This window comes from Nocardia sp. NPDC003693 (genome assembly GCF_053981095.1).
In genome coordinates, this window is the sequence record NZ_JBSFNO010000003.1 from 237,875 (window position 1) to 260,735 (window position 22,861).

At 69.3% G+C, this 22,861-nt stretch carries 25 protein-coding genes; 18 read left to right on the forward strand and 7 right to left on the reverse strand.

Annotated elements, in window-relative coordinates:
* Positions 1–20 precede the first annotated feature (20 nt).
* Genes ACWDOP_RS06590 through ACWDOP_RS06605 form a run of 4 tightly spaced genes read left to right on the forward strand, consistent with a single transcriptional unit; the run spans position 21 to position 3,537 of the window.
* Entirely contained in the window at positions 21–443 is a 423-nt protein-coding gene (locus ACWDOP_RS06590) for a ribulose bisphosphate carboxylase small subunit (protein ID WP_456344247.1), read from the forward strand.
* Between the two features lie 44 nt (positions 444–487).
* Entirely contained in the window at positions 488–1,531 is a 1,044-nt protein-coding gene (locus tag ACWDOP_RS06595; RefSeq protein ID WP_454208211.1) for an AAA family ATPase, read from the forward strand.
* 16 nt (positions 1,532–1,547) lie between these two features.
* Entirely contained in the window at positions 1,548–2,618 is a 1,071-nt protein-coding gene (locus ACWDOP_RS06600; protein ID WP_454208210.1) for a class 1 fructose-bisphosphatase, read from the forward strand.
* 40 nt (positions 2,619–2,658) lie between these two features.
* Entirely contained in the window at positions 2,659–3,537 is an 879-nt protein-coding gene (locus tag ACWDOP_RS06605; RefSeq protein ID WP_454208209.1) for a phosphoribulokinase, read from the forward strand.
* 57 nt (positions 3,538–3,594) lie between these two features.
* On the opposite strand, the gene ACWDOP_RS06610 is transcribed toward ACWDOP_RS06605, so the two are convergent.
* Both ACWDOP_RS06610 and ACWDOP_RS06615 read right to left on the reverse strand, forming a co-directional pair.
* Complete coding sequence (locus ACWDOP_RS06610; RefSeq protein WP_354989058.1) at positions 3,595–4,197, reverse strand: HdeD family acid-resistance protein; 603 nt, start codon at positions 4,195–4,197, stop codon at positions 3,595–3,597.
* Between the two features lie 73 nt (positions 4,198–4,270).
* Positions 4,271–4,990, reverse strand: a complete 720-nt coding sequence (locus ACWDOP_RS06615; protein WP_456344248.1) for a YoaK family protein — start codon at positions 4,988–4,990, stop codon at positions 4,271–4,273.
* 138 nt (positions 4,991–5,128) lie between these two features.
* On the opposite strand from ACWDOP_RS06615, the gene ACWDOP_RS06620 reads away from it, so the two are divergent.
* From ACWDOP_RS06620 to ACWDOP_RS06640, 5 genes are all read left to right on the forward strand, one after another.
* On the forward strand, positions 5,129–6,295 hold the full coding sequence (locus ACWDOP_RS06620; protein WP_456344249.1) for a thiolase family protein: 1,167 nt from the start codon (positions 5,129–5,131) through the stop codon (positions 6,293–6,295).
* A 162-nt stretch (positions 6,296–6,457) separates the two neighbouring features.
* Positions 6,458–7,570: a winged helix DNA-binding domain-containing protein gene (locus ACWDOP_RS06625; RefSeq protein WP_456344250.1), complete on the forward strand. Its 1,113-nt coding sequence runs from the start codon at positions 6,458–6,460 to the stop codon at positions 7,568–7,570.
* A 61-nt stretch (positions 7,571–7,631) separates the two neighbouring features.
* The gene (locus tag ACWDOP_RS06630) at positions 7,632–9,047 is read left to right on the forward strand and encodes an FAD-dependent oxidoreductase (RefSeq protein WP_456344251.1); all 1,416 of its coding nucleotides are present in this window, start codon (positions 7,632–7,634) and stop codon (positions 9,045–9,047) included.
* Between the two features lie 119 nt (positions 9,048–9,166).
* Complete coding sequence (locus ACWDOP_RS06635) at positions 9,167–10,054, forward strand: NAD(P)-dependent oxidoreductase (protein WP_456344252.1); 888 nt, start codon at positions 9,167–9,169, stop codon at positions 10,052–10,054.
* Between the two features lie 58 nt (positions 10,055–10,112).
* On the forward strand, positions 10,113–10,655 hold the full coding sequence (locus ACWDOP_RS06640; RefSeq protein ID WP_456344253.1) for a DUF5946 family protein: 543 nt from the start codon (positions 10,113–10,115) through the stop codon (positions 10,653–10,655).
* Positions 10,656–10,673: 18 nt separating this feature from the next.
* Here ACWDOP_RS06640 and ACWDOP_RS06645 read toward each other — a convergent pair whose 3' ends face one another.
* Complete coding sequence (locus tag ACWDOP_RS06645; protein WP_456344254.1) at positions 10,674–11,153, reverse strand: winged helix-turn-helix transcriptional regulator; 480 nt, start codon at positions 11,151–11,153, stop codon at positions 10,674–10,676.
* Positions 11,154–11,256: 103 nt separating this feature from the next.
* Between ACWDOP_RS06645 and ACWDOP_RS06650 the strand changes: the two genes are divergently transcribed.
* From ACWDOP_RS06650 to ACWDOP_RS06670, 5 genes are all read left to right on the forward strand, one after another.
* Complete coding sequence (locus ACWDOP_RS06650; RefSeq protein WP_456344255.1) at positions 11,257–12,687, forward strand: MFS transporter; 1,431 nt, start codon at positions 11,257–11,259, stop codon at positions 12,685–12,687.
* Positions 12,688–12,841: 154 nt separating this feature from the next.
* Positions 12,842–13,981 (forward strand): serine hydrolase domain-containing protein, encoded by a 1,140-nt coding sequence (locus ACWDOP_RS06655; protein ID WP_456344256.1) that lies wholly within the window; start codon positions 12,842–12,844, stop codon positions 13,979–13,981.
* A 61-nt stretch (positions 13,982–14,042) separates the two neighbouring features.
* Positions 14,043–15,257: an FAD-dependent oxidoreductase gene (locus ACWDOP_RS06660; RefSeq protein WP_456344257.1), complete on the forward strand. Its 1,215-nt coding sequence runs from the start codon at positions 14,043–14,045 to the stop codon at positions 15,255–15,257.
* A gap of 59 nt (positions 15,258–15,316) precedes the next feature.
* Positions 15,317–15,724 carry an NUDIX hydrolase gene (locus tag ACWDOP_RS06665; protein ID WP_454208198.1) on the forward strand — a complete coding sequence of 136 codons (408 nt, stop codon included), beginning with the start codon at positions 15,317–15,319 and terminating at the stop codon, positions 15,722–15,724.
* 158 nt (positions 15,725–15,882) lie between these two features.
* The gene (locus tag ACWDOP_RS06670; protein ID WP_454208197.1) at positions 15,883–17,004 is read left to right on the forward strand and encodes an NAD(P)H-dependent flavin oxidoreductase; all 1,122 of its coding nucleotides are present in this window, start codon (positions 15,883–15,885) and stop codon (positions 17,002–17,004) included.
* A 72-nt stretch (positions 17,005–17,076) separates the two neighbouring features.
* Here ACWDOP_RS06670 and ACWDOP_RS06675 read toward each other — a convergent pair whose 3' ends face one another.
* Positions 17,077–17,298, reverse strand: coding sequence for a hypothetical protein (locus ACWDOP_RS06675; protein WP_456344258.1), 222 nt, complete (start codon positions 17,296–17,298; stop codon positions 17,077–17,079).
* Between the two features lie 328 nt (positions 17,299–17,626).
* Between ACWDOP_RS06675 and ACWDOP_RS06680 the strand changes: the two genes are divergently transcribed.
* Both ACWDOP_RS06680 and ACWDOP_RS06685 read left to right on the forward strand, forming a co-directional pair.
* Positions 17,627–18,391, forward strand: coding sequence for an HNH endonuclease family protein (locus ACWDOP_RS06680; RefSeq protein ID WP_456344259.1), 765 nt, complete (start codon positions 17,627–17,629; stop codon positions 18,389–18,391).
* A gap of 35 nt (positions 18,392–18,426) precedes the next feature.
* Positions 18,427–18,651, forward strand: coding sequence for a hypothetical protein (locus tag ACWDOP_RS06685; protein WP_454208464.1), 225 nt, complete (start codon positions 18,427–18,429; stop codon positions 18,649–18,651).
* 117 nt (positions 18,652–18,768) lie between these two features.
* Here ACWDOP_RS06685 and ACWDOP_RS06690 read toward each other — a convergent pair whose 3' ends face one another.
* Positions 18,769–19,221, reverse strand: a complete 453-nt coding sequence (locus ACWDOP_RS06690) for an SRPBCC family protein (RefSeq protein WP_454208463.1) — start codon at positions 19,219–19,221, stop codon at positions 18,769–18,771.
* 75 nt (positions 19,222–19,296) lie between these two features.
* Here ACWDOP_RS06690 and ACWDOP_RS06695 point away from each other — a divergent pair, with 75 nt between their 5' ends.
* Positions 19,297–19,827: an NUDIX hydrolase gene (locus ACWDOP_RS06695; protein WP_456344260.1), complete on the forward strand. Its 531-nt coding sequence runs from the start codon at positions 19,297–19,299 to the stop codon at positions 19,825–19,827.
* A gap of 28 nt (positions 19,828–19,855) precedes the next feature.
* On the opposite strand, the gene ACWDOP_RS06700 is transcribed toward ACWDOP_RS06695, so the two are convergent.
* Positions 19,856–20,422: a TetR family transcriptional regulator gene (locus tag ACWDOP_RS06700; RefSeq protein WP_454208461.1), complete on the reverse strand. Its 567-nt coding sequence runs from the start codon at positions 20,420–20,422 to the stop codon at positions 19,856–19,858.
* Positions 20,423–20,461: 39 nt separating this feature from the next.
* Between ACWDOP_RS06700 and ACWDOP_RS06705 the strand changes: the two genes are divergently transcribed.
* A complete protein-coding gene (locus ACWDOP_RS06705) occupies positions 20,462–21,703 on the forward strand; it encodes a KasA/KasB family beta-ketoacyl-ACP synthase (protein ID WP_456344261.1) in 1,242 nt (413 codons plus the stop codon).
* Positions 21,704–21,845: 142 nt separating this feature from the next.
* On the opposite strand, the gene ACWDOP_RS06710 is transcribed toward ACWDOP_RS06705, so the two are convergent.
* Complete coding sequence (locus ACWDOP_RS06710) at positions 21,846–22,826, reverse strand: NAD(P)/FAD-dependent oxidoreductase (RefSeq protein WP_456344262.1); 981 nt, start codon at positions 22,824–22,826, stop codon at positions 21,846–21,848.
* Positions 22,827–22,861: the final 35 nt, after the last annotated feature.

The window sequence follows — 22,861 nt, forward strand, 5'->3', positions numbered from 1 at the left end:
CCGAAAGACGAGGAACCGCAATGCAACTGCGTCACGGCACGTTCTCACACCTGCCCGACTTCACCGACACCGAGATCGCCGCGCAGGTGCGCTACGCCCTGCTCAACAATTGGCCGGTCTCCATCGAATACACCGACGATCCGCACCCGCGCAATGTGTACTGGGAGATGTGGGGGCTGCCGCTGTTCGATCTCGACGAGCCCGACGGCGTACTCGCCGAGATCAACGCCTGCCGGGCCACGTTCCCGCGGCACTACATTCGCGTCACCGCCTATGACGCCACGTACGGCAGGCAGACCACCGCACTGAGCTTCCTGGTGCAGCGACCGGCCAACGAGCCCGGCTTCCGCCTGGAGCGCACCGACGCCAGCGACCGCCGGCAGCGGTACGGCTTCCACGCGTACGCGCTGGACGACCGGCCCGGCGAACGCTACAGCGGCTGAACCGTTTTCCGAGCGAGAGGTATCCAGTGAGCAAGGAGTATCCCGTGGCACCGAGCGCCCGGCAACCTGCGGCCGGACCCTCGGCGAACGGGTTCGCGATGCATCGGCCCGGGGCCACGAGCCCCGCGCCGGTGCGCGGCGCGGCCGCCGATGGCCCCCGACCCGAGGACACGGCGGCCGACCACCCTCTCGCCGACGACGCCCTGCTCGACCTGTCGGCCGACATGGCGGGCAAGGACGTCGAGGACACCCTGACCAGGCTGGACGCCGAGCTGATCGGGCTGGCCAACGTCAAGCGCCGGGTGCGGGAGATCGCGGCGCTGCTGCTGATCGACCGCGCCCGCCAGCGCTTCGGCCTGCAGGCCACCCGCCCGACAATGCACATGAGCTTCACCGGCGGTCCCGGCACGGGCAAGACCACGGTCGCGCTGCGCATGGCGCAGATGCTGCACGCGCTGGGGTACATCCGTAAGCCCAAGGTGCACACCGTGACCCGGGACGACCTGGTCGGCCAGTTCATCGGGCACACCGCGCCCAAGACCAAGGAGGCCCTCGCCAAGGCCGCCGGGGGCGTGCTGTTCATCGACGAGGCGTACTACCTGTTCCGGCCGGAGAACGAGCGCGATTACGGGCAGGAGGTCATCGAAATCCTGTTGCAGGAGATGGAGAGCGAGCGCACCAGCCTCGTGGTGATCTTCGCCGGCTACCCGGATCGCATGGAGGTCTTCTTCTCCGCCAATCCCGGCCTGTCCTCCCGGGTGGCCCACCACATCGAGTTCCCCGACTACACCCACGACGAACTGCTGCGCATCGCCCAGCTCATGGTGACGCAGGAGAACTTCAGCCTCGATGACGCGGCGGTGGAGGCGTTCTCGCGCTATCTCGAACTGCGCATGACCCGTCCTCGCTTCGCCAACGCCCGCAGCGTCCGCAACGCGATCGACCGTTGCCGCCTGCGCCAGGCCAAACGCCTGGTGGAGCTGCACCGGCCGTTGAGCCGCACTGATCTGATCACGCTGACCGACAACGACGTCTACGGCAGCAGCGTGTTCACCGAGACCTCCGTATCGGAGGGCGCCCCCCAGTGACGAAATGAGCAGGCGTATGCCCGAAGGATTGAAGACTCTCACCCGGTACACCATCGAGTCCGAGCATCGCCATCCCGGATCCTCCGGGGAGTTCTCGGCGCTGGTGAACGTGCTGGCCACCGCGACCAAGATGATCGCCAACCAGGTGACGCGGGGCGCCATCGTGGGGTCGGCGGGCGCCAGGGACAACCCGCCGGGGGCGGTGCATCGCAAGCTGGACGCGATCGCGCACGACATCATGGTGGGGGAGAGTCAGTGGACCGGGCCGTTGTCGGCGCTGGTCTCGGAGCAGATGAGCGGGTTCCACGCGGTGCCGACCGAGTATCGGCGGGGCAAGTACCTGCTGGCCTTCGACCCGTTGGACGGGTCGAGCAACATCGACGTGAACCTGCCCGTCGGAACGATTTTCAGCGTGCTGCGCGCACCGGAGGACGGCCGGGCGGCGACGGGGGAGGACTTCCTGCAACCGGGGGTGCAGCAGGTCTGCGCGGGATTCACCCTCTACGGGCCGGCCACCATGCTGGTGCTCACCACGGGGAGCGGGGTGGACGGGTTCACCCTCGACCGGGAGGTCGGGGCGTTCGTGCTCACCCATCCGCGCATGCGAATACCCGAGGACACTTCGGGTTTCGCGATCAACGCGGCCAACGAGCGGTTCTGGCAGCGGCCGGTGCGGCGCTACGTGCACGAATGTCTACAGGGGCAGGACGGGCCGCGCGGGCGCGATTTCAACATGCGCTGGGTGGCCTCCCTGGTCGCCGATACCTTCCACATCCTGACCCGCGGGGGCATGTATCTGTACCCGCGTGACACCCGCCATCCGGAGCGTCCGGGGCGGGTGTCGCTGCTGTACGGGGCCAATCCCATCGCGTTCATCGTCGAACAGGCGGGCGGCGCCGCGACCACCGGGCACGAGCGCGTGCTCGATGTGAAGCCGGGGGAACTGCACGAGCGGGTGCCGTTCATCTTCGGCTCGCGCAACGAGGTCGAGCGCATCGTGCGGTATCACGCCGAACCCGACGAGGGGCCGAGTTTCGATGCCTCACTGTTCGGGTCGCGGTCGCTGTTCCGCCCGGCCGGGCGCTGAGGCGTCGCGAAATCAGTTGTCCGGCAATCGAGGAGGTGCCATGTCGGTCAAACATCCCGTGGTCGCGATCACCGGGTCGTCCGGTGCGGGAACGACCAGCGTCACACGGACCTTCCAGGAGATATTCCGGCGCGAGGGAATCAACGCGGCCATCGTGGAAGGGGATTCGTTCCACCGCTTCAACCGCAACGAGATGCAGCTGGCGATGGCCGAGGCCGAGGCGAGCCGCAATCCGACGTTCTCGCATTTCGGGCCGGAGGCGAATCTGCTGGGCGAGCTCGAGATGCTGTTCCGCGATTACGGGGAAACCGGGGTCGGGAACGTGCGGCGGTATCTGCACAACGACCGCGAGGCCAAGCCGTTCGGGCAGCCGGCGGGCACATTCACCCCGTGGGAGGAGCTCTCGCCGGGCAGTGACCTGCTGTTCTACGAGGGCTTGCACGGCGCGGCGGTCACCGACGGCATCGACGTGGGGAACTACACCGACCTGCTGGTCGGGGTGGTGCCCATCGTGAACCTCGAGTGGATCCAGAAGGTGCACCGCGACAAGAACGAACGCGGGTACTCGAGCGAGGCCATCATCGACACGATTCTGCGGCGCATGCCCGATTACGTGAAGCACATCTGCCCGCAGTTCTCGCGGACGTACGTGAACTTTCAGCGGGTGCCGACGGTGGATACCTCGAATCCCTTCACCGCGCGGACGATTCCGACCGCGGACGAGAGTTTCGTGGTGATCCGGTTCGCCGATCCGAAGGTGATCGACTTCCCGTATCTGCTGTCGATGCTGCACGATTCGTTCATGTCCCGGCCCAACAGCATCGTGGTGCCGGGCGGGAAGATGGACCTGGCCATGCAGTTGATCTTCACGCCGTTGATCCTGCGGCTGATGGACAAGCGGCCCAAGCGAATGCGCTGACAACGAATCCGGCGGCCGCCCCGTGGGGACGACCGCCGGATTCGTGGTGCGGTGCGATCAGACCGCGGCCGGAACATCCTTGGCCGCCTTGCGGACCTGGAACGAGCTGATGATCTCCATGATGCCGATGAAGATCAGCCACCAGCCCACCACCAGGGTCAGGGTGAGCAGGGAGGTGAACGGCGCCGCGATCAGCCAGCCGCCACCGATGACCAGCACGATGCCGAAGAAGATCGTCCAGCCGCGGCCCGGCATGCCGTCACCGGAGATGCCGGTGATCAGCGAGCTGACGCCGCGGAAGATCCAGCTGATGCCGATCCAGATGGCCAGCAGCAGAACCGCGGTGGCCTCGCCGCGTTCGGTCCAGTCGTGGAAGCACAGGAAGCCCAGGATCAGCGACAGGATCGCGCTGATGAAGGACAGGATTCTCATGCCGGCGCTGAGGTGCAGACCGAAGGCCGCGATCAGCTGGAAGACGCCGGACAGGATCAGGTAGATGCCGAACAGGACGCCCGCGATGAGCAGGGTCTTGCCCGGCCAGGCAAGGATCAGGATTCCCAGCGCCACCGAGAGGATGCCGGTGACCAGGATCGACTGCCAGGCGCCCCGGGCCAGCGCGTGGACCGGCCCTTCAATAACTTCCTCTTTGCTGGTTGTCATAATCGGGACAATATGCCCAGTTCGTACTGTTTGCGGTGAATTAGCACGGTGTGGTGCAGGGTTGTGATACGGCTCAATCCACTTCCGCGTGCCGCCTGAGTTCGCGCTTGACCCAGCGAATATCGGCTCGCCAGGTATAGGCGGCCACCAATGCCGAACCGATAACGGCGGTATCGAGCATGTATTCACCTTGCACCGGCACGCTGATCAGGCCGCCGATCAGCGCGCCGAGCGCGAACGAGCCGTACTGCAGGGCGTAACCGAGCCACTCGCGCGGGCCGCCGTCCCCGGCCAGGTGCCGTTCCACGCCCTGGGCGAGCTTGACCAGCGTGCCGGTCACGTAGCTCACCGGAATCGAGACCTCGCCGTTCTTCACGAACGAGGTGTTCAGCGCGCCCATCGCGAAGGCCACGATCAGGATCGGAGTCAGGCCGATGCTGCGCTCGCCGATGAAGTGCTCGCTGACCGCGGCCACCAGCAGCGCGATGGTCGCCAGCACGGTCGCGCCGTGCGGATGGTTCTCCCAGACGTAGCGGCGGAACATCGAGGCCACGAAGACGCCGGTGACGAAGCAGGCGATGAGCAGTGCGGCGCCGACGGCCAGGGTGGCGTCACCGGCGAAGGCGCCGAGGATGGCGCGTTCGGTGTTGCCGGTCATGAACGTGACGAAGTAGCCGGCCGAGTGCATGTACGCGGCCGCGCCGATGAATCCCGCCAGCGCGGACAGCACGGCGGACAAACGCATCTCCAGGTCCCAGAACGGTGCGAGAGCTTCGCCGCGGCTCGAAGTCATGGCAAAAGGCTAGCAACCTTTTCCTGAGAACTTCCGGCGTGCGAAACACGGCCGCTGACCGCGCGCCGCCCGTGGGGTACAGTGCTTATGTTAACCAACATTCACATCTGGTTGAGCAGTAGAGCGCAAGGAGTAGCCATGACTTCCGCCGTCATCGTCGACGTGGTCCGCACCCCGTCCGGAAAGGGGAAAGCCGGTGGTGGACTATCGGAAGTGCACCCGGCGACCCTGCTTTCCGGCGTGCTGGAGTCCCTGGTCGCGCGCACCGGGATCGATCCGTCGGTCATCGACGATGTGATCGGTGGTTGCGTCACCCAGAGCGGTGAGCAGGCGTTCAATATTTCGCGAACGGCGGCGCTGGCGGCCGGATTCCCGGAATCTGTGCCGGCTACCACAGTCGACCGGCAGTGTGGCTCGAGCCAGCAGGCCGCGCACTTCGCCGCGCAGGGCGTGCTGGCCGGGGCGTACGACGTGGCCGTGGCCTGCGGCGTGGAATCGATGTCCCGGGTGCCCATGTTCTCCAATGCCCAGGGGGCGGACGCCAATCGCGGGCCGCTGGCGCATCGGTTCCCGAACGGGCTGATCCAGCAGGGCATCGCGGCCGAGGTGATCGCCGCGCGCTGGAAGTTCGACCGGGCCGCGCTCGACGAGTTCGCCGCGCGCTCACACCAACTCGCGGCGACCACCGCGGCCGCGGGCGGATTCGACCACGAGATCGTCTCCGCCGGAACCATTTCCGCCGACGAGACGATTCGCCCGACCACCTCCGCCGAGGGACTGGCCGGACTGAAGCCCGCGTTCGCGGACGCGGAGTTCAAGGCCCGGTTCCCCGAGATCGAATGGTCCATCACCCCGGGCAACTCGTCCCCGCTCTCCGACGGCGCTTCCGCCGCACTGATCATGAGCGAACAGAAGGCAACCGACCTCGGCCTGCGCCCGCGAGCGCGCTTCCACTCGTTCTCCGTGGTGGGCGATGATCCGCTGCTCATGCTGACCGCCGTCATCCCCGCCACCCGCAAGGTGCTGGCCCGCGCGGGTCTGACGATCGACGACATCGACGTGTACGAGGTGAACGAGGCGTTCGCGCCGGTGCCGCTGGTCTGGGCGCACGAGCTCGGCGCGGACCTCGCCAAGCTGAACCCGCGCGGCGGGGCGATCGCGCTGGGCCATCCCCTCGGCGCCTCGGGCACCCGGATCCTGGCCACCATGCTCAACCATCTCGAGCAGACCGGTGGGCGCTACGGGCTCATGACCATGTGCGAGGCGGGCGGGCTGGCGAACGCCACGATCATCGAACGGCTCTGAGCGCCGGTGATTCGGTCCGGAAGTCGCTGTACCGCAGCGAGTTCCGGCCCTTTCGGCGTTTCGGCGGGCTTCGATGCGGGACGCGGCGCGGGAATTCGGCGAATCGTCGGTGGTTGGTCGTAGCGTGGTTCGTGTCGTGAGTCGTGTGGAAGGTGGTCGGTCGTGGTCGCGGTGACCTGGGATCAGGTGTTCGAGTGGCGGATGCGGCGGCAGTTCGTCGGCGCGGGCGGGGCGAGCGGTGCGGTCGCGGTGGCCGAAAGGCTCGGCGGGGTGCAGGCGCAGGTGGCGTCGGCCGCGGAACTGGCCGTGGCGCTGCGTTCCGGGGACGGGCAGCCGGGTGCGGTGGCCGCGAGCCTGCGATCGGGGGAGCTGGTCAAGACGTGGGCCATGCGGGGGACGCTGCACGCGCTGACACCGGAATTCGCGGCCGGTGCGCTGTCGCTGATGGGATCCGCGCGGACCTGGGAGAAGGGTTCGTGGGTCAAGACCTTCGGCGCGACGCCGGACGACATGGCGGCGCTGGTGGACGCGGTCGGCGCGATCCTCGACGGCGCGGTCCTGACCCGGGAGGAACTGGTCTCGGCCATCGTCGCCGAACGCCGGTTCCACCACCTGTCCGACCAATTGCGCTCGGGCTGGGGCGCGGTGCTCAAACCCCTCGCCTGGCAGGGCGCGCTGTGCCACGGTCCCGTCGACGGGACCACCGTCACGTTCACCCATCCCGCCCACCTGATTCCCGGTTGGAAGGGCATTCCCGATGCCGACGCGGCCGCACCCGAGGTGATTCGGGCCTACCTGGGCGCCTACGGACCCGCCACCCCCGAGACCTTCGACGCCTGGCTGAGCCGGGGCAGCATCCGTAAACCGGTGCTGCGCCGCTGGTTCGCCGATCTCGGCGACGACATCACCGAGGTGGAGGTGGAAGGCCGCCGCGGGTACCTGCGGACCGAGCACGTCGAGGAGTTGATCTCGATCGAGCCCGCGACGTCGGCGCGGCTGCTCGGCTCGTTCGACCAGTACGTGCTGGGCCCGGGCACCAACGACACCGTGCTGCTGCCGGCCGCGCACCGCGCGAAGGTCAGCCGGGCCGCGGGCTGGATTTCCCCGCTCGTCCTCGTCGACGGCCGGATCACCGGCACCTGGGCCACCGAGAACGACGAGCTGATCGTGACCATGTTCGACGACGCGAAACCGCCGCTGCGCGAGCTGAAGTCCGAGGCGGCGCGGGTCGCGCGTGCCACGGGTGTCCCGGCGCTGAGGGTGCGGGCCGGCTGACCCGGGGGCGCCTGCCGCGCTCGGGTAGCGTCGGAGGCGGTGGGCAGTGGAGGGGGACACCGTGGGTGGGATCGTTGTCATCGGGGGCGGGATCGCGGGATTGGCGACCGCGCTGTTCCTGGGTCGGCGCGGGTACGCGGTGACGATGCTGGAGAAGGAAACTCGTGGCGCCGGCGACGATCTGGACGAGGACTTCCTGGCGTGGCACCGGCCCGGTGTGCCGCAGGCGGTCCAGCCGCACAACCTGCACGCACCCGTGCGCGCGGTGCTGCTGGCCGAAGCACCCGATGTCTACGCCGCCATGCTCGCGTCGGGTGCGGAGGAATGGCGCGACTTCGAGCATCTCGCGCCGTCACCGCCGCAGCCGGGCGACGCGGATCTGGTGACGGTGCGCGCACGGCGCATCGTGGTCGAGCAGGCTTTGATGCACGCGGTGCGGAACCAGCCGGAAATCACCGTGTCCCATGGTGATCCGGCGCTCGGGCTCACACTCGACGGTTCGGGGCCGGTGCCGCGTGTCACCGGTGTGCGCCGGGGGTCCGGGGTGCTCGCGGCCGATCTCGTCATCGACGCGGGCGGTCGGCGGTCGCCGGTGCCCGCCTGGCTGGTCGCCGCGGGCGCCCGGGCCGCGGTCGTCGAGCGGCACCGCACTCGCATCGCCTACTTCTGCCGCTGGTACCGGCTGCGCCCCGGCGTACCGCGCCGCCCGCCGTCCACGATCGGCGGCGGCGCGACCCCGTTCGCCCTCGGCGGCGTGTTTCCCGGCGACAACGGGGTCTTCGCGACGCACCTGGTGGTCTCCACCGCCGACCCGACGCGCTCGGCCCTGCGGACCCCGGCGGTCTACGAGTCCGTCACCCGCACCTTTCCCGGCAGCGCGGACTGGCTCGCCCTGGCGCACGATCCGATCAGCCCCGTGCTGGCCATGTCCGGCCTGGACAACAGCCGCACCGCTCTCGTCGACGAGAACGGGCCCGTAGTCGCCGGACTGCTCGGTGTCGGCGACAGCGCCCTGCACACGAATCCCACACTGGGCCTGGGCATTCCCTTCGCCCTGCGCTCGGCGGCCTGGGTGGCGGGCCACGTGGGCCGGACGGCCGCGGCCGAGCTCGTCGGCGAACACCATCGGTGGGTCACCGACGAGCTCGGCCCCTGGTTCGATCACCAGGTCCGCAGCGACCGGGCCACCGAAGGCAGGCTGGCGCCGGACACGCCCCCGGGCGCTTCCTCCGAATTCTCGCCCCTGGCCGCACTGCCCTGGTGCGCGGTCGACGACCCGCACGTCATGCGCGCCCGGCTGCGGGTGCGGCACCTGATCGATCCGCCTGACGCGCTCACCTCGAGCCTCGACGTCGCCTACCGCCTCGCCGTGTGGCTCGATGATCACCCGAATTTCGTGCCGCCGGCGCAGGGGCCGAGTCGCGCACTGTGGGAGGAACTCACGGCCGCCGGTCCACAGCCGGGGCCTGGTCACTAACCCGCAGGTTCGCCACCGCCCGGAATAGTGCGTACTTGTCGCTTCGCCGCGCTGGGCCGAGGGTGGTTCGAGGTACACGGCAACGAACTGCGTTGCGTGACTTCGAGAGTGGAGTGGTAATGCTCGATCGTGCGGATATGCCGGTGACCGTGCTCGGAACGGGGTCGATGGGCGGGGCGATCGCCCGGGCTTTCCTGGCGGCGGGGCACCCGACCACCGTGTGGAACCGGACTCCGGGGCGGGCGGACGCACTGGCCGCCGCCGGCGCCACCCGGCACGCGTCGGTCGGCGCCGCCCTCGCCTCCGGCCCCGTGGTCGTCACCTGCCTGACCTCGTTCCGGGCGACCCGCGACAGCCTCGCCCCCGCCACGGCCGAGCTGCCCGGCCGGACCCTGATCACCCTCAACAGCGGAACCCCCGCCGCCGCAACCGAGTTCGCCGACTGGGCCACCGATCACGGTGCACACGTCCTGGCCGGCGCGATCAAGAACGTCCCCGCCGCCGTCGGACACCCCGGCACCCTCCTGTGCTTCGGCGGCGACCGCACCCTGTTCGACACCCACACCGACCTCCTGCGCGTACTCGGCGGCGACCTGGTCCACCTCGGCCCCACCCCCGACCTGGCCGCCCTCTACGAATCCGCCGTAGGCGCAACCCTTCTCCCGACCCTCCTCGGCTTCCTGGAAGGCGCCGCGATCCTGCGCGCCCACGACCTCCCCGCCCACACCCTCGTCCCCTTCTCGACCGCCTGGCTCGAGATGATCGCCTCCCTCCTCCCGACCCTCGCCGAGGAGATCGACACCCGCGACTACACCCGCCTGGGCTCGTCGATAGCCCTCTTCCACGACGCGATCCCCGACGACGAACAACTGGCCCGCGACTCCGGCGTCGACACGTCCCACCACGCCCCGGTCCACGCCCTCCTCCGCCGCGCGATGGCCGAAGGCCGTGCCGCCGACAGCGTGACCGCCCTGATAGAGCTCCTCGCCGTCCCCATACCCGACTGACCTCCCGACGCCCGAATTCCCTTGCGCGCCGCTTTGCCGATTGGGTAGTGATGACGAGATGATCGGCTGGAGTTGCTGTCCCGGTTGCGGTTTGGCGATGCCGGCGGAACGCGGCGACGTTGCGCGCGGCGTGGACGCGTCGCCCGCGTGCGCAGCGGTCTTCGCCGAAGTCTGCGGATTCGGCCTGCAGCGTCCCCCGCTGGACCGCTTCCACCAGCTGGCGACCGACACCTACACCGCCCAGCACGGCCGGGAAGGCGACAACCCCCGCCTCCTGCACGCACTGACCGGGCTCTACCTGGCGATCGAGCACGGTCGTACCGCCTCGGAAGTGCTCTCGGCACAGCACGCACTCGGCCGACCCGTCTGGCCGCCGCTGACCCGTCCCCGCACGGCCCCCACGATGACGGTCATCGACGTCGCCGAACGAGGGCTGATGGTCGACTCCGTCATCGGCCATGCCGAGGCACTGTACGCGTGGGCCGATAGCCTCTGGGCCGCTTGGGAACCGCACCATGCCGACGTTGCCGCGATCGCCCGAGAGCACCTCGGCGGATTCATCACCGTGCCTCAGCGCATCTGCTTCGGCTTCCGCGCCTGATCCCGGGCGGAGGCCGGGCTAGCGGGTGGGTTTCGGGAGCAGGTCCGGGTTGCGGGCGCCGGGGCCGAGGGTTGGGCGGATGTCTCGGGCGGTCAGGGGGGCCGCGCAGTGGGAGCAGGTGGGGGTGACCGTCATCTTGTGGCCACAGGTCTTGTGGATCGCCTCGACGGGGGGACCGTCGGGGGCCGACCAGGTGTCGCCCCATTCGCGCATCGCGTTGACGACCGTCCAGAGGGTGCGGCCCTTTTCCGTCAGTTTGTAGTCGTGGCGGGGCGGGTTCTCCTGGTAGGACTCGCGGGTCAGGACGCCCTGGTCCACGAGGTGTTCGAGGCGCTGGGTCAGGACATTGCGGGCGATGCCCAGGCGGGAGCGGAAGTCGTCGAACCGGGTCACGCCGAACAGGGCGTCTCGGACTATGAGCAGGGTCCACCAGTCGCCCACGACCTCCAGGCACTGGGCGATGGAGCAGTTCATGTCCTCGAAGCTCGTTCGGCGCATGAGCACAGCATAGTCGGTTGCTTGAAAGAACTCACTCGCCTATGGTTCGTTGCATGATGCAACTCACTGGCCCGCCGGGCCGTCGGCGCGATAGGGAGAGATCGTGAACAACGCTGTGGAACAACAGGATCGGGCGAAGCAGGGCCGGATCGTGCTCGGCATCGTGGCCATCGGCGTGCTGCTGTCGAGCCTGGACCTGTTCATCGTCAACGTGGCGCTGCCGGAGATCGCGGTGGACTTCGCCGGGGCGGAGATCTCCGGGTTGTCCTGGGTGCTTAATGCCTACGCGATCGTCTTCGCCGCGCTGCTGGTGCCCGCGGGCAGGCTGGGGGACCGGAACGGGAACAGGAACGTCTTCCTGCTCGGGCTCGGCGTCTTCGTCCTCGGCTCGGCGCTGTGCGCGGTGGCCTGGAACACCGGTGCGCTGGTGGGCTTCCGGGTGCTCCAGGCGGTGGGCGGCGCCCTGCTGACCCCCACCTCGCTCGGGCTCGTGCTGGCCGCGACGCCGCCGGAACGCCGGGCCGTCGCGGTCCGGCTGTGGGTGGCGTTCGGCGGCCTGGGCGCCGCGCTCGGACCGGTACTGGGCGGACTGCTCGTCGAAGTGCAGTGGCGCTGGGTGTTCCTGGTGAACGTGCCGATCGGCATCGCCGCACTCGTCGTCGGATGGCGGCTGCTGCCCGATCCGGCCGGCACCGGCGGCCGCCTGCCCGACGGATTCGGCGCGCTGGCACTGGTCGGATCGACGGCGACGCTGATTCTCGCGCTGGTCAAGGGCGAGGACTGGGGCTGGGCATCGGCGGCGACGATCGGCGGGTTCGTGGTCGCGGCGGTGCTGGCCGTCGCCTTCGCGGTGTCCTCGCGCCGGCATCACAGCCCGGTGCTCGATCCGGCGCTGCTGCGGCTGCCGAATTTCGGTCTCATGATCGGCAATTCGCTGCTGTTCAACATCGCCTTCGCGGGCATGCTGCTCTCGGCGGTGCTGTGGGCCCAGAACGTGTGGGGCTGGTCGGCGCTGCAGTCCGGTCTCGCCATCGCGCCCGGCCCGCTGGCGGTTCCGGCGGTCGCGATACTGGCCGGGCAGCTCATCGCACGCTGGGGTCCGGGCCCGGTCATCGCCGCCGGCGGCGTGACGTTCGCGGCCGGAATCCTGTGGTGGACAGCGGCGGTCACGCTGGAGCCGAACTTCGCGGGCGGCCTGCTCGGCGGCATGGTGCTGACCGGTGTCGGGGTCGGCCTCACGCTGCCGACCAGCTTCGCGGCGGGCACCGCCGGGCTCCCGCCGCAGCGTTTCGCCACCGGATCCGCCGTCCTGAGCATGGCCCGCCAGATCGGATTGGCCATCGGCGTCGCGGTTTTCGTCGCGGTGCTGGGCGCGCCGGACGGCGCGGACGAGACACTGCAGGCCTTCCAGCGCGGCTGGTACGTCGTCGCGGGCGCGGCGGTGGCGGCGGGGCTGATCGGCCTCGCGGCCCGGCTCCCGCGACCCACCGACGGTGTCGCACAACCGGTTCCGACGGTCGCCGCGCAGAGCTAGTGCACCATCGAGCAGCGGTGCGCCGTCATCCCCGCGGGGGTGGCGGCGCACCCGCGCATCCGCCCGGGGTGGGGTAAATCCACCGCCGCTCTCAGGGCAGGGATCAGGGGTTGTCCGGATTCCGCAGAGGCCGCCGGTTTCCTACCGTCGAAGCATGCGATCTCTCTGGGCGATACCGGTGCTGGCATTGGTGGCGGGCTGCTCGACCGTGGCCACCGACGGTTCGCCCACCGCCCTGACCACCACCCCGTCGGTGGTCGCGGCGGGCCGTGTCGAGCAGATCCGCGCCGACATCGACGCCCTGGTGCGTACCGGGCTCACCGGCGCCATCGCCACCCTCACCGAGAACGGTCAGACGCTGACCCTCACCGCCGGGGTCGCCGATCGCGCCACCGGCGCGCCGATTCCGCTGTCTCCGCACCAGGAGGTCCGGGTCGGCAGCATCTCGAAAACCTTCGTGGCCGCGATCGTCCTGCAGCTGGTCGCAGAGGGCCGCGTGCGGCTGGACGAGCCGATCGACACCTACCTGCCCGGACTGCTGACCGGCGACGGCATCGACGCGCGTGCCATCACCGTGCGGCAGATACTCCAGCATCGCAGCGGCCTACCGGAATTCGCGGACGCGCCGGAGATCGACGAATACCGCGCCGGCGTGCAGGGGCGCGTGTTCACCCCGGCGGAGGAGATCCGGATCGCGCTCCGCAATCCCGCGCGGTTCGCCCCGGGCGCGCGGTTCGAGTACACGAACACCAATTACACGGTGGCCGCCATGCTGATCGAGAAGGTCACCGGCCGCGCCTACACCGATGAACTCACCGGCCGTATCACCGTGCCGAACCAGCTGACCGGCACCTACCTGCCCAACCCGGGTGAGCTGGATATCCGCGGCCCGCACCCGCACGGCTACGCGACCATCGACGGGGTACGCACCGACGTGACGCGGTCCGAGCCGTCGGTGCCGTGGGCGGCCGGGGCACTGGTCTCGACCGGGGCCGATCTCAATCGCTTCTACCTCGACCTGCTGGCGGGCAAGGTGGTGGCGCCCGCGCAGCTGGAGCAGATGCTCGCGGGCGAACCCCAGGAACCGGGCGGCTCGGCGTGGTACGGCCTCGGCATAGGCGGCACCGAACTCGACTGCGGCGCGCAGTATTTCGGCCACACCGGCGGCATCGCCGGGTACGTCACCGTCGCCGGCGCCTCCCGCGACGGCCGGGCGGTGACCATCACCCTGACCGAATCCCCGGAACGGGAACCGGATGTGAAGACTCTGGTCAGCCACGCCCTCTGCCCGTAAGGTACTACTTGTTGTAGTAGAAACGCGAGTTCGACAACTGCGCGAAACAGGGGGCGGGGCAATGACATACGAACAGGTCTGCGTGGTCGGCGGCGGTCCGGCGGGGATGATGGCGGGCCTGCTGCTCGCCCGGGCCGGGGTGCGGGTCACCGTCGTGGAGAAGCACGCGGACTTCCTGCGCGACTTCCGCGGCGACACGGTGCACCCTTCGACCCTGCGACTCCTGGACGAGCTCGGGCTGGGGGAGCGCTTCGCGCGGCTCCCGCATCGCAAACTCGAGCAGATGCGCATGCGCATCGCGGGCGACACCCTCGTGGTCGCGGATTTCCGCCGCCTGCCCGGACGTCACCGGTACATCGCCATGGTGCCGCAGTGGGATTTCCTGGACCTGCTCGCCGAGGCGGCCGCCGCCGAACCCACCTTCACCCTGCGCATGGCCACCGAATTCACCGGCTTGCGCATCGAATCCGGCCGCGTCACCGGCGCGCACCTGCGAAACCCCGACGGCAGCACCGAAACCCTCGACACGGCCCTGGTACTGGCCTGCGACGGCCGCGATTCCGCCGCCCGGGACGCCGCCGGGCTCGCGCAGGACATGTTCGACGTCGCCATGGACGTCTGGTGGCTGCGCGTGCCCGCCGCCGACTCCACCCGGGCGGCACAGGTTTTCGCGCGCTTCGACGCCGGCCGCGCGGCGGTGACCCTCGACCGCGGCGACTACTACCAGACCTCCTACCTCATCCCCAAGGGCACCGACGCCCGCCTGCGCGCCCGCGACATCCAATGGCTCCGCGACGAGCTGGCCGATCTGTTCGACTGGACCCCGCGGACCCTGGCCGCCATTCGTTCCTGGGACGACGTGAAACTCCTCGAGGTGACCATGGGCCGACTGCTGACCTGGCACGTTCCCGGCCTGCTCTGCCTCGGCGACGCCGCGCACACCATGTCGCCGGTCGGCGGGGTCGGGGTCAATCTCGCCATCCAGGACGCGGTCGCCGCCGCCCGCATCCTGGCGGAGCCGCTGCGGTCGGGCCGCCTCACCTCGGCGGACCTGGCGAAAGTGCAACGCCGCCGCCACTTTCCGACCGCGATGACCCAGAAGTCCCAGCTGAACGAGCACGAGATCCTGCTCGAGCCGGCCCTGGACGGCACCCTCACCGGCGCGCCCGCGCCGCTGCGCGTGATCGACCGGTTCCCGGTACTGGCCGGAATCTCGGCCTATATCGGCGGCATCGGACTGCGCCCGGAGCGTGCGCCCGCTTTCGCGAGGCCGTAACTCGGCCTTCCCGGGTCCGTACCCGGCCGCTCACTCCCGCCCGCCGATAGGGTGCGGGGATGCGGACCGAACGAGAGCAGCGGCTGATCGACACCGTGGCGTGGGTGCTGATCCGGGACGGGCGGATTCTGTGCGGGCGGCCCGCCGGGAAGGACGAGTTCTACATCCCGGGCGGGAAAAGGGAAGGGGCCGAGACGGACCTGCAGACCCTGCTCCGGGAGATACGGGAGGAGCTGACCGTCGACCTGCTGCCCGGAACCGTCGCGCACGCGGGCACCTACGAGGCGCCGATCCCGGGCGCGCTGGTCCGGATGGCCTGCTACACCGCCGACTACACCGGCACGATCGCGGTCAGCAGCGAGATCGAGGAGATCGACTGGTTCGACTACTCCGACCGTCCCCGGGTGCCCCCGGTCGACCAGTTGCTGTTCGACGACCTCGTGGCCGCGGGCCTGCTGAACCGGTGAAAGCCGAGCGCAGCGGTGAAAACAGAACCGGGTTACTAGAACATGTTGCCTACCCGTACCGACAGGTAATCATCGGAAGACTGGTCTGAATGTAGAACATGTTCTAGTGTGATGGGCAGAACATTCCAGTGCCGGGAAGTTAGAGGAGCCCCCACCACATGCGTACCGAGATCTGTGATCGCCTGGGCATCGATGTCCCCATTTTCGCGTTCACCCACTGCCGCGATGTGGCCGCCGCGGTCAGCAATGCCGGCGGACTCGGCGTGCTCGGAGCGGTCGGCTTCACCGCCGAGCAGCTCGAGGTCGAACTCGCCTGGCTCGACGAGCATGTACAGGGCGTCTACGGCGTCGACCTGGTCATCCCCTCCAAGTACGAGGGCAAGGGCGTGGAGGGCATGAGCCCCGAGGAGCTCGAAGCCCAACTGGCCAAGCTGGTTCCGCAGGGCCACCGCGACTTCGCCGAGAAGATCCTCAACGATCACGGCGTGCCGCACCTGCCCGAGGGCGAGCGCCACAACCAGCTGCTGGGCTGGACCGCCACCACGGTCGCCCCGCAGATCGAGGTCATCCTCAAGCACCCCAAGGCCAAGCTGGTCGCCAACGCCCTGGGCACCCCGCCCGACGACGTGATCAAGCAGATCCAGGATTCGGGCCGCCTGATCGGCGCGCTGTGCGGTTCGGTCAAGCACGCGCTCAACCACAAGAACGCCGGCCTGGACTTCGTGGTCATGCAGGGCACCGAGGGCGGCGGGCACTGCGGCGAGATCGCCTCGATGGTGCTGTGGCCGCAGGTCGTGGACGCGATCGGCGACATGCCCGCGCTGGCCGCCGGCGGCATCGGCAACGGCCGTCAGGTCGCCGCCGCGCTGGCCATGGGCGCACAGGGCGCGTGGACCGGCTCGCTGTGGCTGACCGTCGAGGAGGCCAACGTGCCGCCCGCGCAGATGCAGACCTACATCGACGCCACCAGCTCGGACACCGTGCGCTCGCGGTCCTGGACCGGCAAGCCGTGCCGCATGCTCAAGAACGACTGGACCGAGGCGTGGGACCAGGCCGACACCCCGAGCCCGCTCGGCATGCCGCTGCAGATGATGGTCGCCCTCGACGGCGTCAAGCGCGGCCACCGCTACCCCGAGGCCGCCAAGGACGTGAACTTCAACCCGGTCGGCCAGGTCGTCGGCCAGATGAACAAGATCGAGCGTTCCACCGACGTCGTGCAGCGCCTGATCCAGGAGTACCTGGACTCGTGCGAGCGGCTCAACAAGCTCAACAACGCCTGACCGGCGCCCGACGTACCAACGGCAACGCCCCGACCGCGGAAAGCGGTCGGGGCGTTGCCGTTTCCGCGATCCTCAGCAGGGCGGGTAGACCGAACCCACGAACTTGCCGGTCAGCACGCACACCAGCGTCCACGCCGCGTCGCGCCCGAGGGTTCCGGACGAGCTCGCGGAACCGCTGTCCGCGACGAGGCTCGCGGGCGCCGGGTCGGCCGGCGCGGCGCCGGCCGCCGCGCCCGACGCGCCGAGCAGAGCCGCCGACACGACGAGGGTGCCGAGCAATTTCTTCGAATACATGCGTCACTCCGTTGATCTCGATCCCGACCCGGCCCAGTATTGAGGGGTGTCGCCCGCTCCGGCAGCCCCGATTCCCGTGGGGGCGGCTGTGAGTCCGGTCTCTGAACCGACCGTCCGGCTTGCTCTTTCGGCACCTCGATTGCGACGGTGTTCGGGATGTCTCCGCAGCAGCCCTCGCGCACAGGCGAACACGCCCCACCCACGGCCGGGACCGGATGAATACCCCCATAGCAGAGCAATGTTGGGGCGCCCATGATCTGATCGGCATGAGCGACAAGGATGTTGTCGACAGTAGTGGAGTGTTGCGTTGAAAATAGCGTCGATTGCGATGTTGCCGGGTACACGGCGCGGACGGTCCGGGGTGATTCCGGCGTGCCTGGCGGTGGTACTGGCCGTGGCCGTCTCGGCCTGCGGGCAGAGCAAGACATCGGACGGGCAGGGTAACCCGTCGACCGGGCCGGTGGCGTCCGCCTCGGAGGTCAAGGCCTCGGTCGACAAACTGGTTGTCGCGCAGGAGCTCCCGATGACCGGCTACACCCGGGAGAAGTTCCCGCACTGGGACACCAAGGCCGTCGAGCACGGGTTCGGGGCGGAGTTCGCGCAGTACGCCAAGTGCACGACCCGCGAGGTGATGATGCTGCGCGACGCCACCGGCGAGGTCACCCTCGATCCCAAGACATGTGATCTGAAAGTCGGCAAGGGCGGCGGCTGGCAGGACTCCTACGGCGTGATGGACGCCAAGACCGGACAGCTCAAGCCGTACAAGTTCATCACCGATCCGGCCGGCGTGGATGCCGAGCACATCGTGCCGCTGGCCGAGGCCTGGCGCTCGGGCGCGTCCAAGATGGACGAGGAGACGCGCCGGAACATCGCCAACGACGCCGTCAATCTCATCGCCTCGGATCCGTCCGCGAACAGGTCGAAGGGTGATCAGGACGTCGCCAATTATCTGCCGCCGGGAGCTTTCCGGTGTGGATATATCGATCACTACGTGAAGATAAAGATAAAATACGCGTTGGCTGTAGATAACGACGAGCTCAAAGCGCTGCGTACCGCAGTCGACGACTGCGTCACACAAGGAGGGTTCAGATAATCGACGTCATCGAGATTCTCGCCGAAGCCGCCATCATGACCCGCGAGGAAGGGACGGTGTCGGGAGAGCTTGATGTCGCAGTCGACGACACCGGAACGGCGCTGGTCCGCTACCGCGATACCGAAACCTGGTACACCATTGGCAATCTGGAGGACAATCCGCCGGTGAAATGGTCCTCGGTAGCCGACCTCGTCGCCGCCATCGAGGCAGGTCAGGGCGCACGCGACGCCGCAGGCAACACGATTCCGTTCGAAACCTGACCGGTAACCGATATCCGGCGCCGCCGTTCGCCGAATATCGAACGGCCGCACGACAACAGCCGTGGGGTGCGAACCGATTATCCGGTTCGCACCCCACGGCCGTGAATGCCCGGAGAACTAGTCGCGCACGGCCGAGCGCAGCGATTCCGCGCGGAGCTTGACGCCCGCCGTCATTCCGCCGAAGCCCTTGCGCAGGGCGCCGCCGAGCAGGCCGCCGACCACCGGGCTCAGGGGACCCTGCAGCTCGAAATGGGATTCGTAGCGGGTGCGGCCGTCACCGAGCGGGGTGAGAATGTGCTGCCGATGACTGCGCAGCAGGCCCAGGGGCGCGGGCTTCATCTTGTAACTGAATTCTTTGCCCGGGGTATTGGAGAAGATGTATTCGCGCTGGTTGCGCGGCGGGCCGACGAGCCGCACCTTCATATCGATGGGCGTGCCCGGCTCGAGGGTGGTCGTGCATTCGGGGACGAAGGGGTTCCACTCGCCGTAGTTGTCCACATCGGTCAGGACCTGCCAGACCAGTTCGGCGGGTGCGTCGATGTCCACGCTGTTATCGATGACGAAGGCCATGGCGGCCACAATACTGAAACGCGTTCTATCCGGTGTGACATCCCCTCGCATCGCGCGGCCCGCTACCGTCGAATCATGACGCTCGCCGATCGTTATCCGTTGCTGCACACGCCCGCCCGCTGGGAATGGGGCGGTCTGGACGTGCAATTCTCGACCGAGCTGCCCGCCGACGAGCTGGTGACCAATATTCACGTCGTGTGCTTCACCGGCACGGAGATCGTGCTGTGCCGCGACGCCCGCGATTTCTGGATGGTGCCCGGCGGCACGCGCGAAGCCGGTGAATCCGTGCACGACTGCGTGGTGCGCGAACTACGCGAGGAAGCCGGGGCCGAACTCGCGGGGCCGCTGCGCTGGATCGGCGCGCACCACGGGGTCACCGACCATCCGGAGCCGTACCGGCCGTGGCAGCCGCACCCGCGCAAGGCGTGGCTGTGGTGCACGGCGGACGTGGTCCTCACCGGTGAGCCGACCAATCCGGATGACGGGGAACAGATTCTGGAGGTGCGGTCCTTCCCGCTCGAGCGGGCGGCGCGCCTGGCGGGGACCGACGGCGACCACATGTCCGAATTGGTCACCCTCGCGGCGGAGCTGCATCTGGCGCGATAGGCGCGGCGCGAGGACGCGATTTGCGCGCTCAGGCGGCGGGAAGCGCCTGGGCCACCAGCAGATTCACCGCGCGGGTGATGCGCGGTGTATCCGCGGTGATCGTCCAGTCCTGGATGAGCCCGCGCATGCCGGACACCAGCAGGGTGGCCGCCGCCTCGGGGTCCTCGTGCGCCGGGGCGATGCGATGCAGCGCCTCGGCGAGGGATTTGATCACCGCGGTCACCGCGTCGTCTGCGTAGGGCCGAAAGGGGCTGTGCGGGACGGCGGCCGCGGCCAGGACCTGCAGCAGCACGCGCAGTGACACCGCGCCGCGGCCGGTGGTGTTCACGGCGAACGACTGCGCGAGGCGTGTCCGCAGGACCTGCGGATCGGTGACCTCGCCGAACATGGCCGGAATGTCGGGTCGCTGGGTTTCCAGCGCCGCGACCAGCATCTGCTCCTTGGTGCCGAAGTAGTGGATGAGCATCCGCGAGCTGGTGCCCAGGTAGTCGGCGAGCGGGCGCAGGGACAGTTCGGCCAGGCCGCGTTCGGCGATGTAGTCGATGACGCCGGACAGGAGTTCGGCGCGGCGGGCGTGATCGTGGGGGCGCGGCACGGGTTGACTGTAGCGGACGGTACAGGTATCCATGTCGGCATGGGTGTAGCAGTTGGTACAGAAACGCGGTCCGTGGTCGTCACCGCCATGGCGGCCGCCACCCCGCTGGCCGCCGATCTGGCGGGCACGTGGGATCGACTCGTAGCGGGGGAGAGCGGAATAGCGCCCCTGACAGACGATTTCGTGACCGAATACCAGCTGCCCGTACAGATCGGCGGGCGGCTGGCCGAACTGCCCGGGGCGCGGCTGACCCGCATCGAGCAGCGGCGGATGTCGTTCGTCCAGCAGTTGGCGCTGGTGCTGGCCCGGCAGGTCTGGCGGGAAGCCGGCGCGCCCGCGGTGGATCCGGAACGACTGGCGGTCGCGGTGGGCACCGGCCTCGGCGGCGGGGAGGCGCTCGTGCACGCCGTGGACGTCATGCGCGCCGGGGGCTATCGCAGGGTGCCGCCGATGACCGTGCCCATGGTCATGCCGAACGGTTCGGCGGCCACCGTCGGACTGGAGATCGGCGCGAAAGGCGGTGTGTACGCGCCGGTGTCGGCGTGCGCGTCCGGCGCGGAGGCTATCGCGCACGGGTGGCGGCTCATCGCCACCGGCGAAGCCGACGCGGTGGTGGCCGGCGGGGTGGAGGGCCGCATCGAGGCCGTGCCGATCGCCAGTTTCGCCATGATGCGGGCCACCAGCACCCGCAACGACGAACCCGCCCGTGCCTCACGGCCTTTCGACCGGAGCCGGGACGGGTTCGTGTTCGGCGAGGGCGGGGCGCTGCTGGTCCTCGAATCCGAGGCGCATGCCCGGGCGCGCGGGGCGCGCGTCCTCGGGCGGGTGCTCGGGGCGGGCATCACCTCCGACGGGTATCACATCACCGGCACCGCACCCGACGGCGACGGTGCGGCCCGCGCCATGCGCAAGGCGATCGCCACCGCTGGGGTGAGTGCCGCCGACATCGGTCACATCAACGCGCACGCCACCGCCACGCCCGTGGGCGACGCGTCCGAGGCCACCGCGATCGCGAAGGTCGCACCGCACGCCGCGATCTACGCGCCCAAATCGGCGCTCGGGCATTCCATCGGGGCGGTCGGCGCACTGGAGGCGATTCTCACCCTGTGCACCCTCGAGCGCGGAATCATCCCGCCCACACTCAATTTCGAGGAGGGCGACCCCGGGACGAATCTGGATATCGTCGCCGGGGCCGCTCGGGCGCATAGGTTCGACTGCGCGCTGAGCAATTCCTTCGGGTTCGGCGGGCACAACGTGACGCTGGCGCTGGGCCGCGCCTGAGCGCCGCGAACCTGCGAATCCCGAACTCCCGCTCGGGCATTCGCACCGGGCGTTCGACCGCACCCGGAGCCCCGCGAGCGCGTGCGGGCGATCAGGCCACTACGCCGGACCGGCGGGCAACCGGGTTCAGGTCGGTAGTCCCTCAGCCCACGGGGACCGTGCTCGCCCGTCGCGCTTCCACGGCGAGCCGGGTCTCCTCGGTCACCAGATCCATGTTGATCTGCGCGCCCGCGAAGGCGCCCGCCGACGCCGCGCCGCCGACCTGCGCGGACAGGTCGGTCACATTGCCCGCGACCCAGACGCCCGGCACCTCGGTGCGGCTCATCGGATCGGCGGGCACGTGCTCGCCCATGCCCGGGGCCATGGCGTGCGGAACGGCTGTCAGGCCCAGGGCCGCGAGGAAGTCCGCGCGGGCGATCATCCGCGCGCCCAGGGCCACCACCTCGCGCTCGATCACCGTGCCGTCGGCCAACCGGACGCCGGTCACCCGGTCGCCGTCGGATTCGACCGCGACGACCGTGCCGGGAACGACCCGCACGCCCCGGGCGGCGAGCTGTTCGGCCTGCTCCGCGGTCGGCTCGGGCTGGTCGTGGGTGAACAGCACCACGTCGTCGGTCCACTGTCCCCACAGCAGCGCCTGGTGCACCCCCATCGGGGTGGCCGCCACGATGCCGATCGTGCGGTCGCGCACCTCCCAGCCGTGACAGTAGGGGCAGTGCACGACGCCGCGGCCCCACTGTTCGCGAACCCCGGCGATATCGGGCAGATCGTCGACGAGCCCGGTCGTCACCAGCAGCCGGCGGGCGCGCACGCTGCGACCGTCCGCGAGGGACACCCTGAAATCGTCGCCGTCCTTGACCGCGCCGGTGACCTCGCCGTCGACCACGTGACCGCCGTACTGGCGCACCTCGGCCCGGCCGCGCTCGACCAACTCCGCGGGCGAGATGCCCTCGCGGGCCAGCAGCCCGTGCACCCCGTCGGCGGGGGCGTTGCGCGGTGCGCCCGCGTCGATCACCACCACCGAGCGGCGAGCCCGCCCGAGCATGAGCGCGCCGTTCAGGCCCGCCGCGCCGCCGCCGATAACCACCACGTCATAGCTGTCGTTCAACTCCTGGGTCACCATGACCACCTCCTGTCATCGAGGATGTGACACCACTC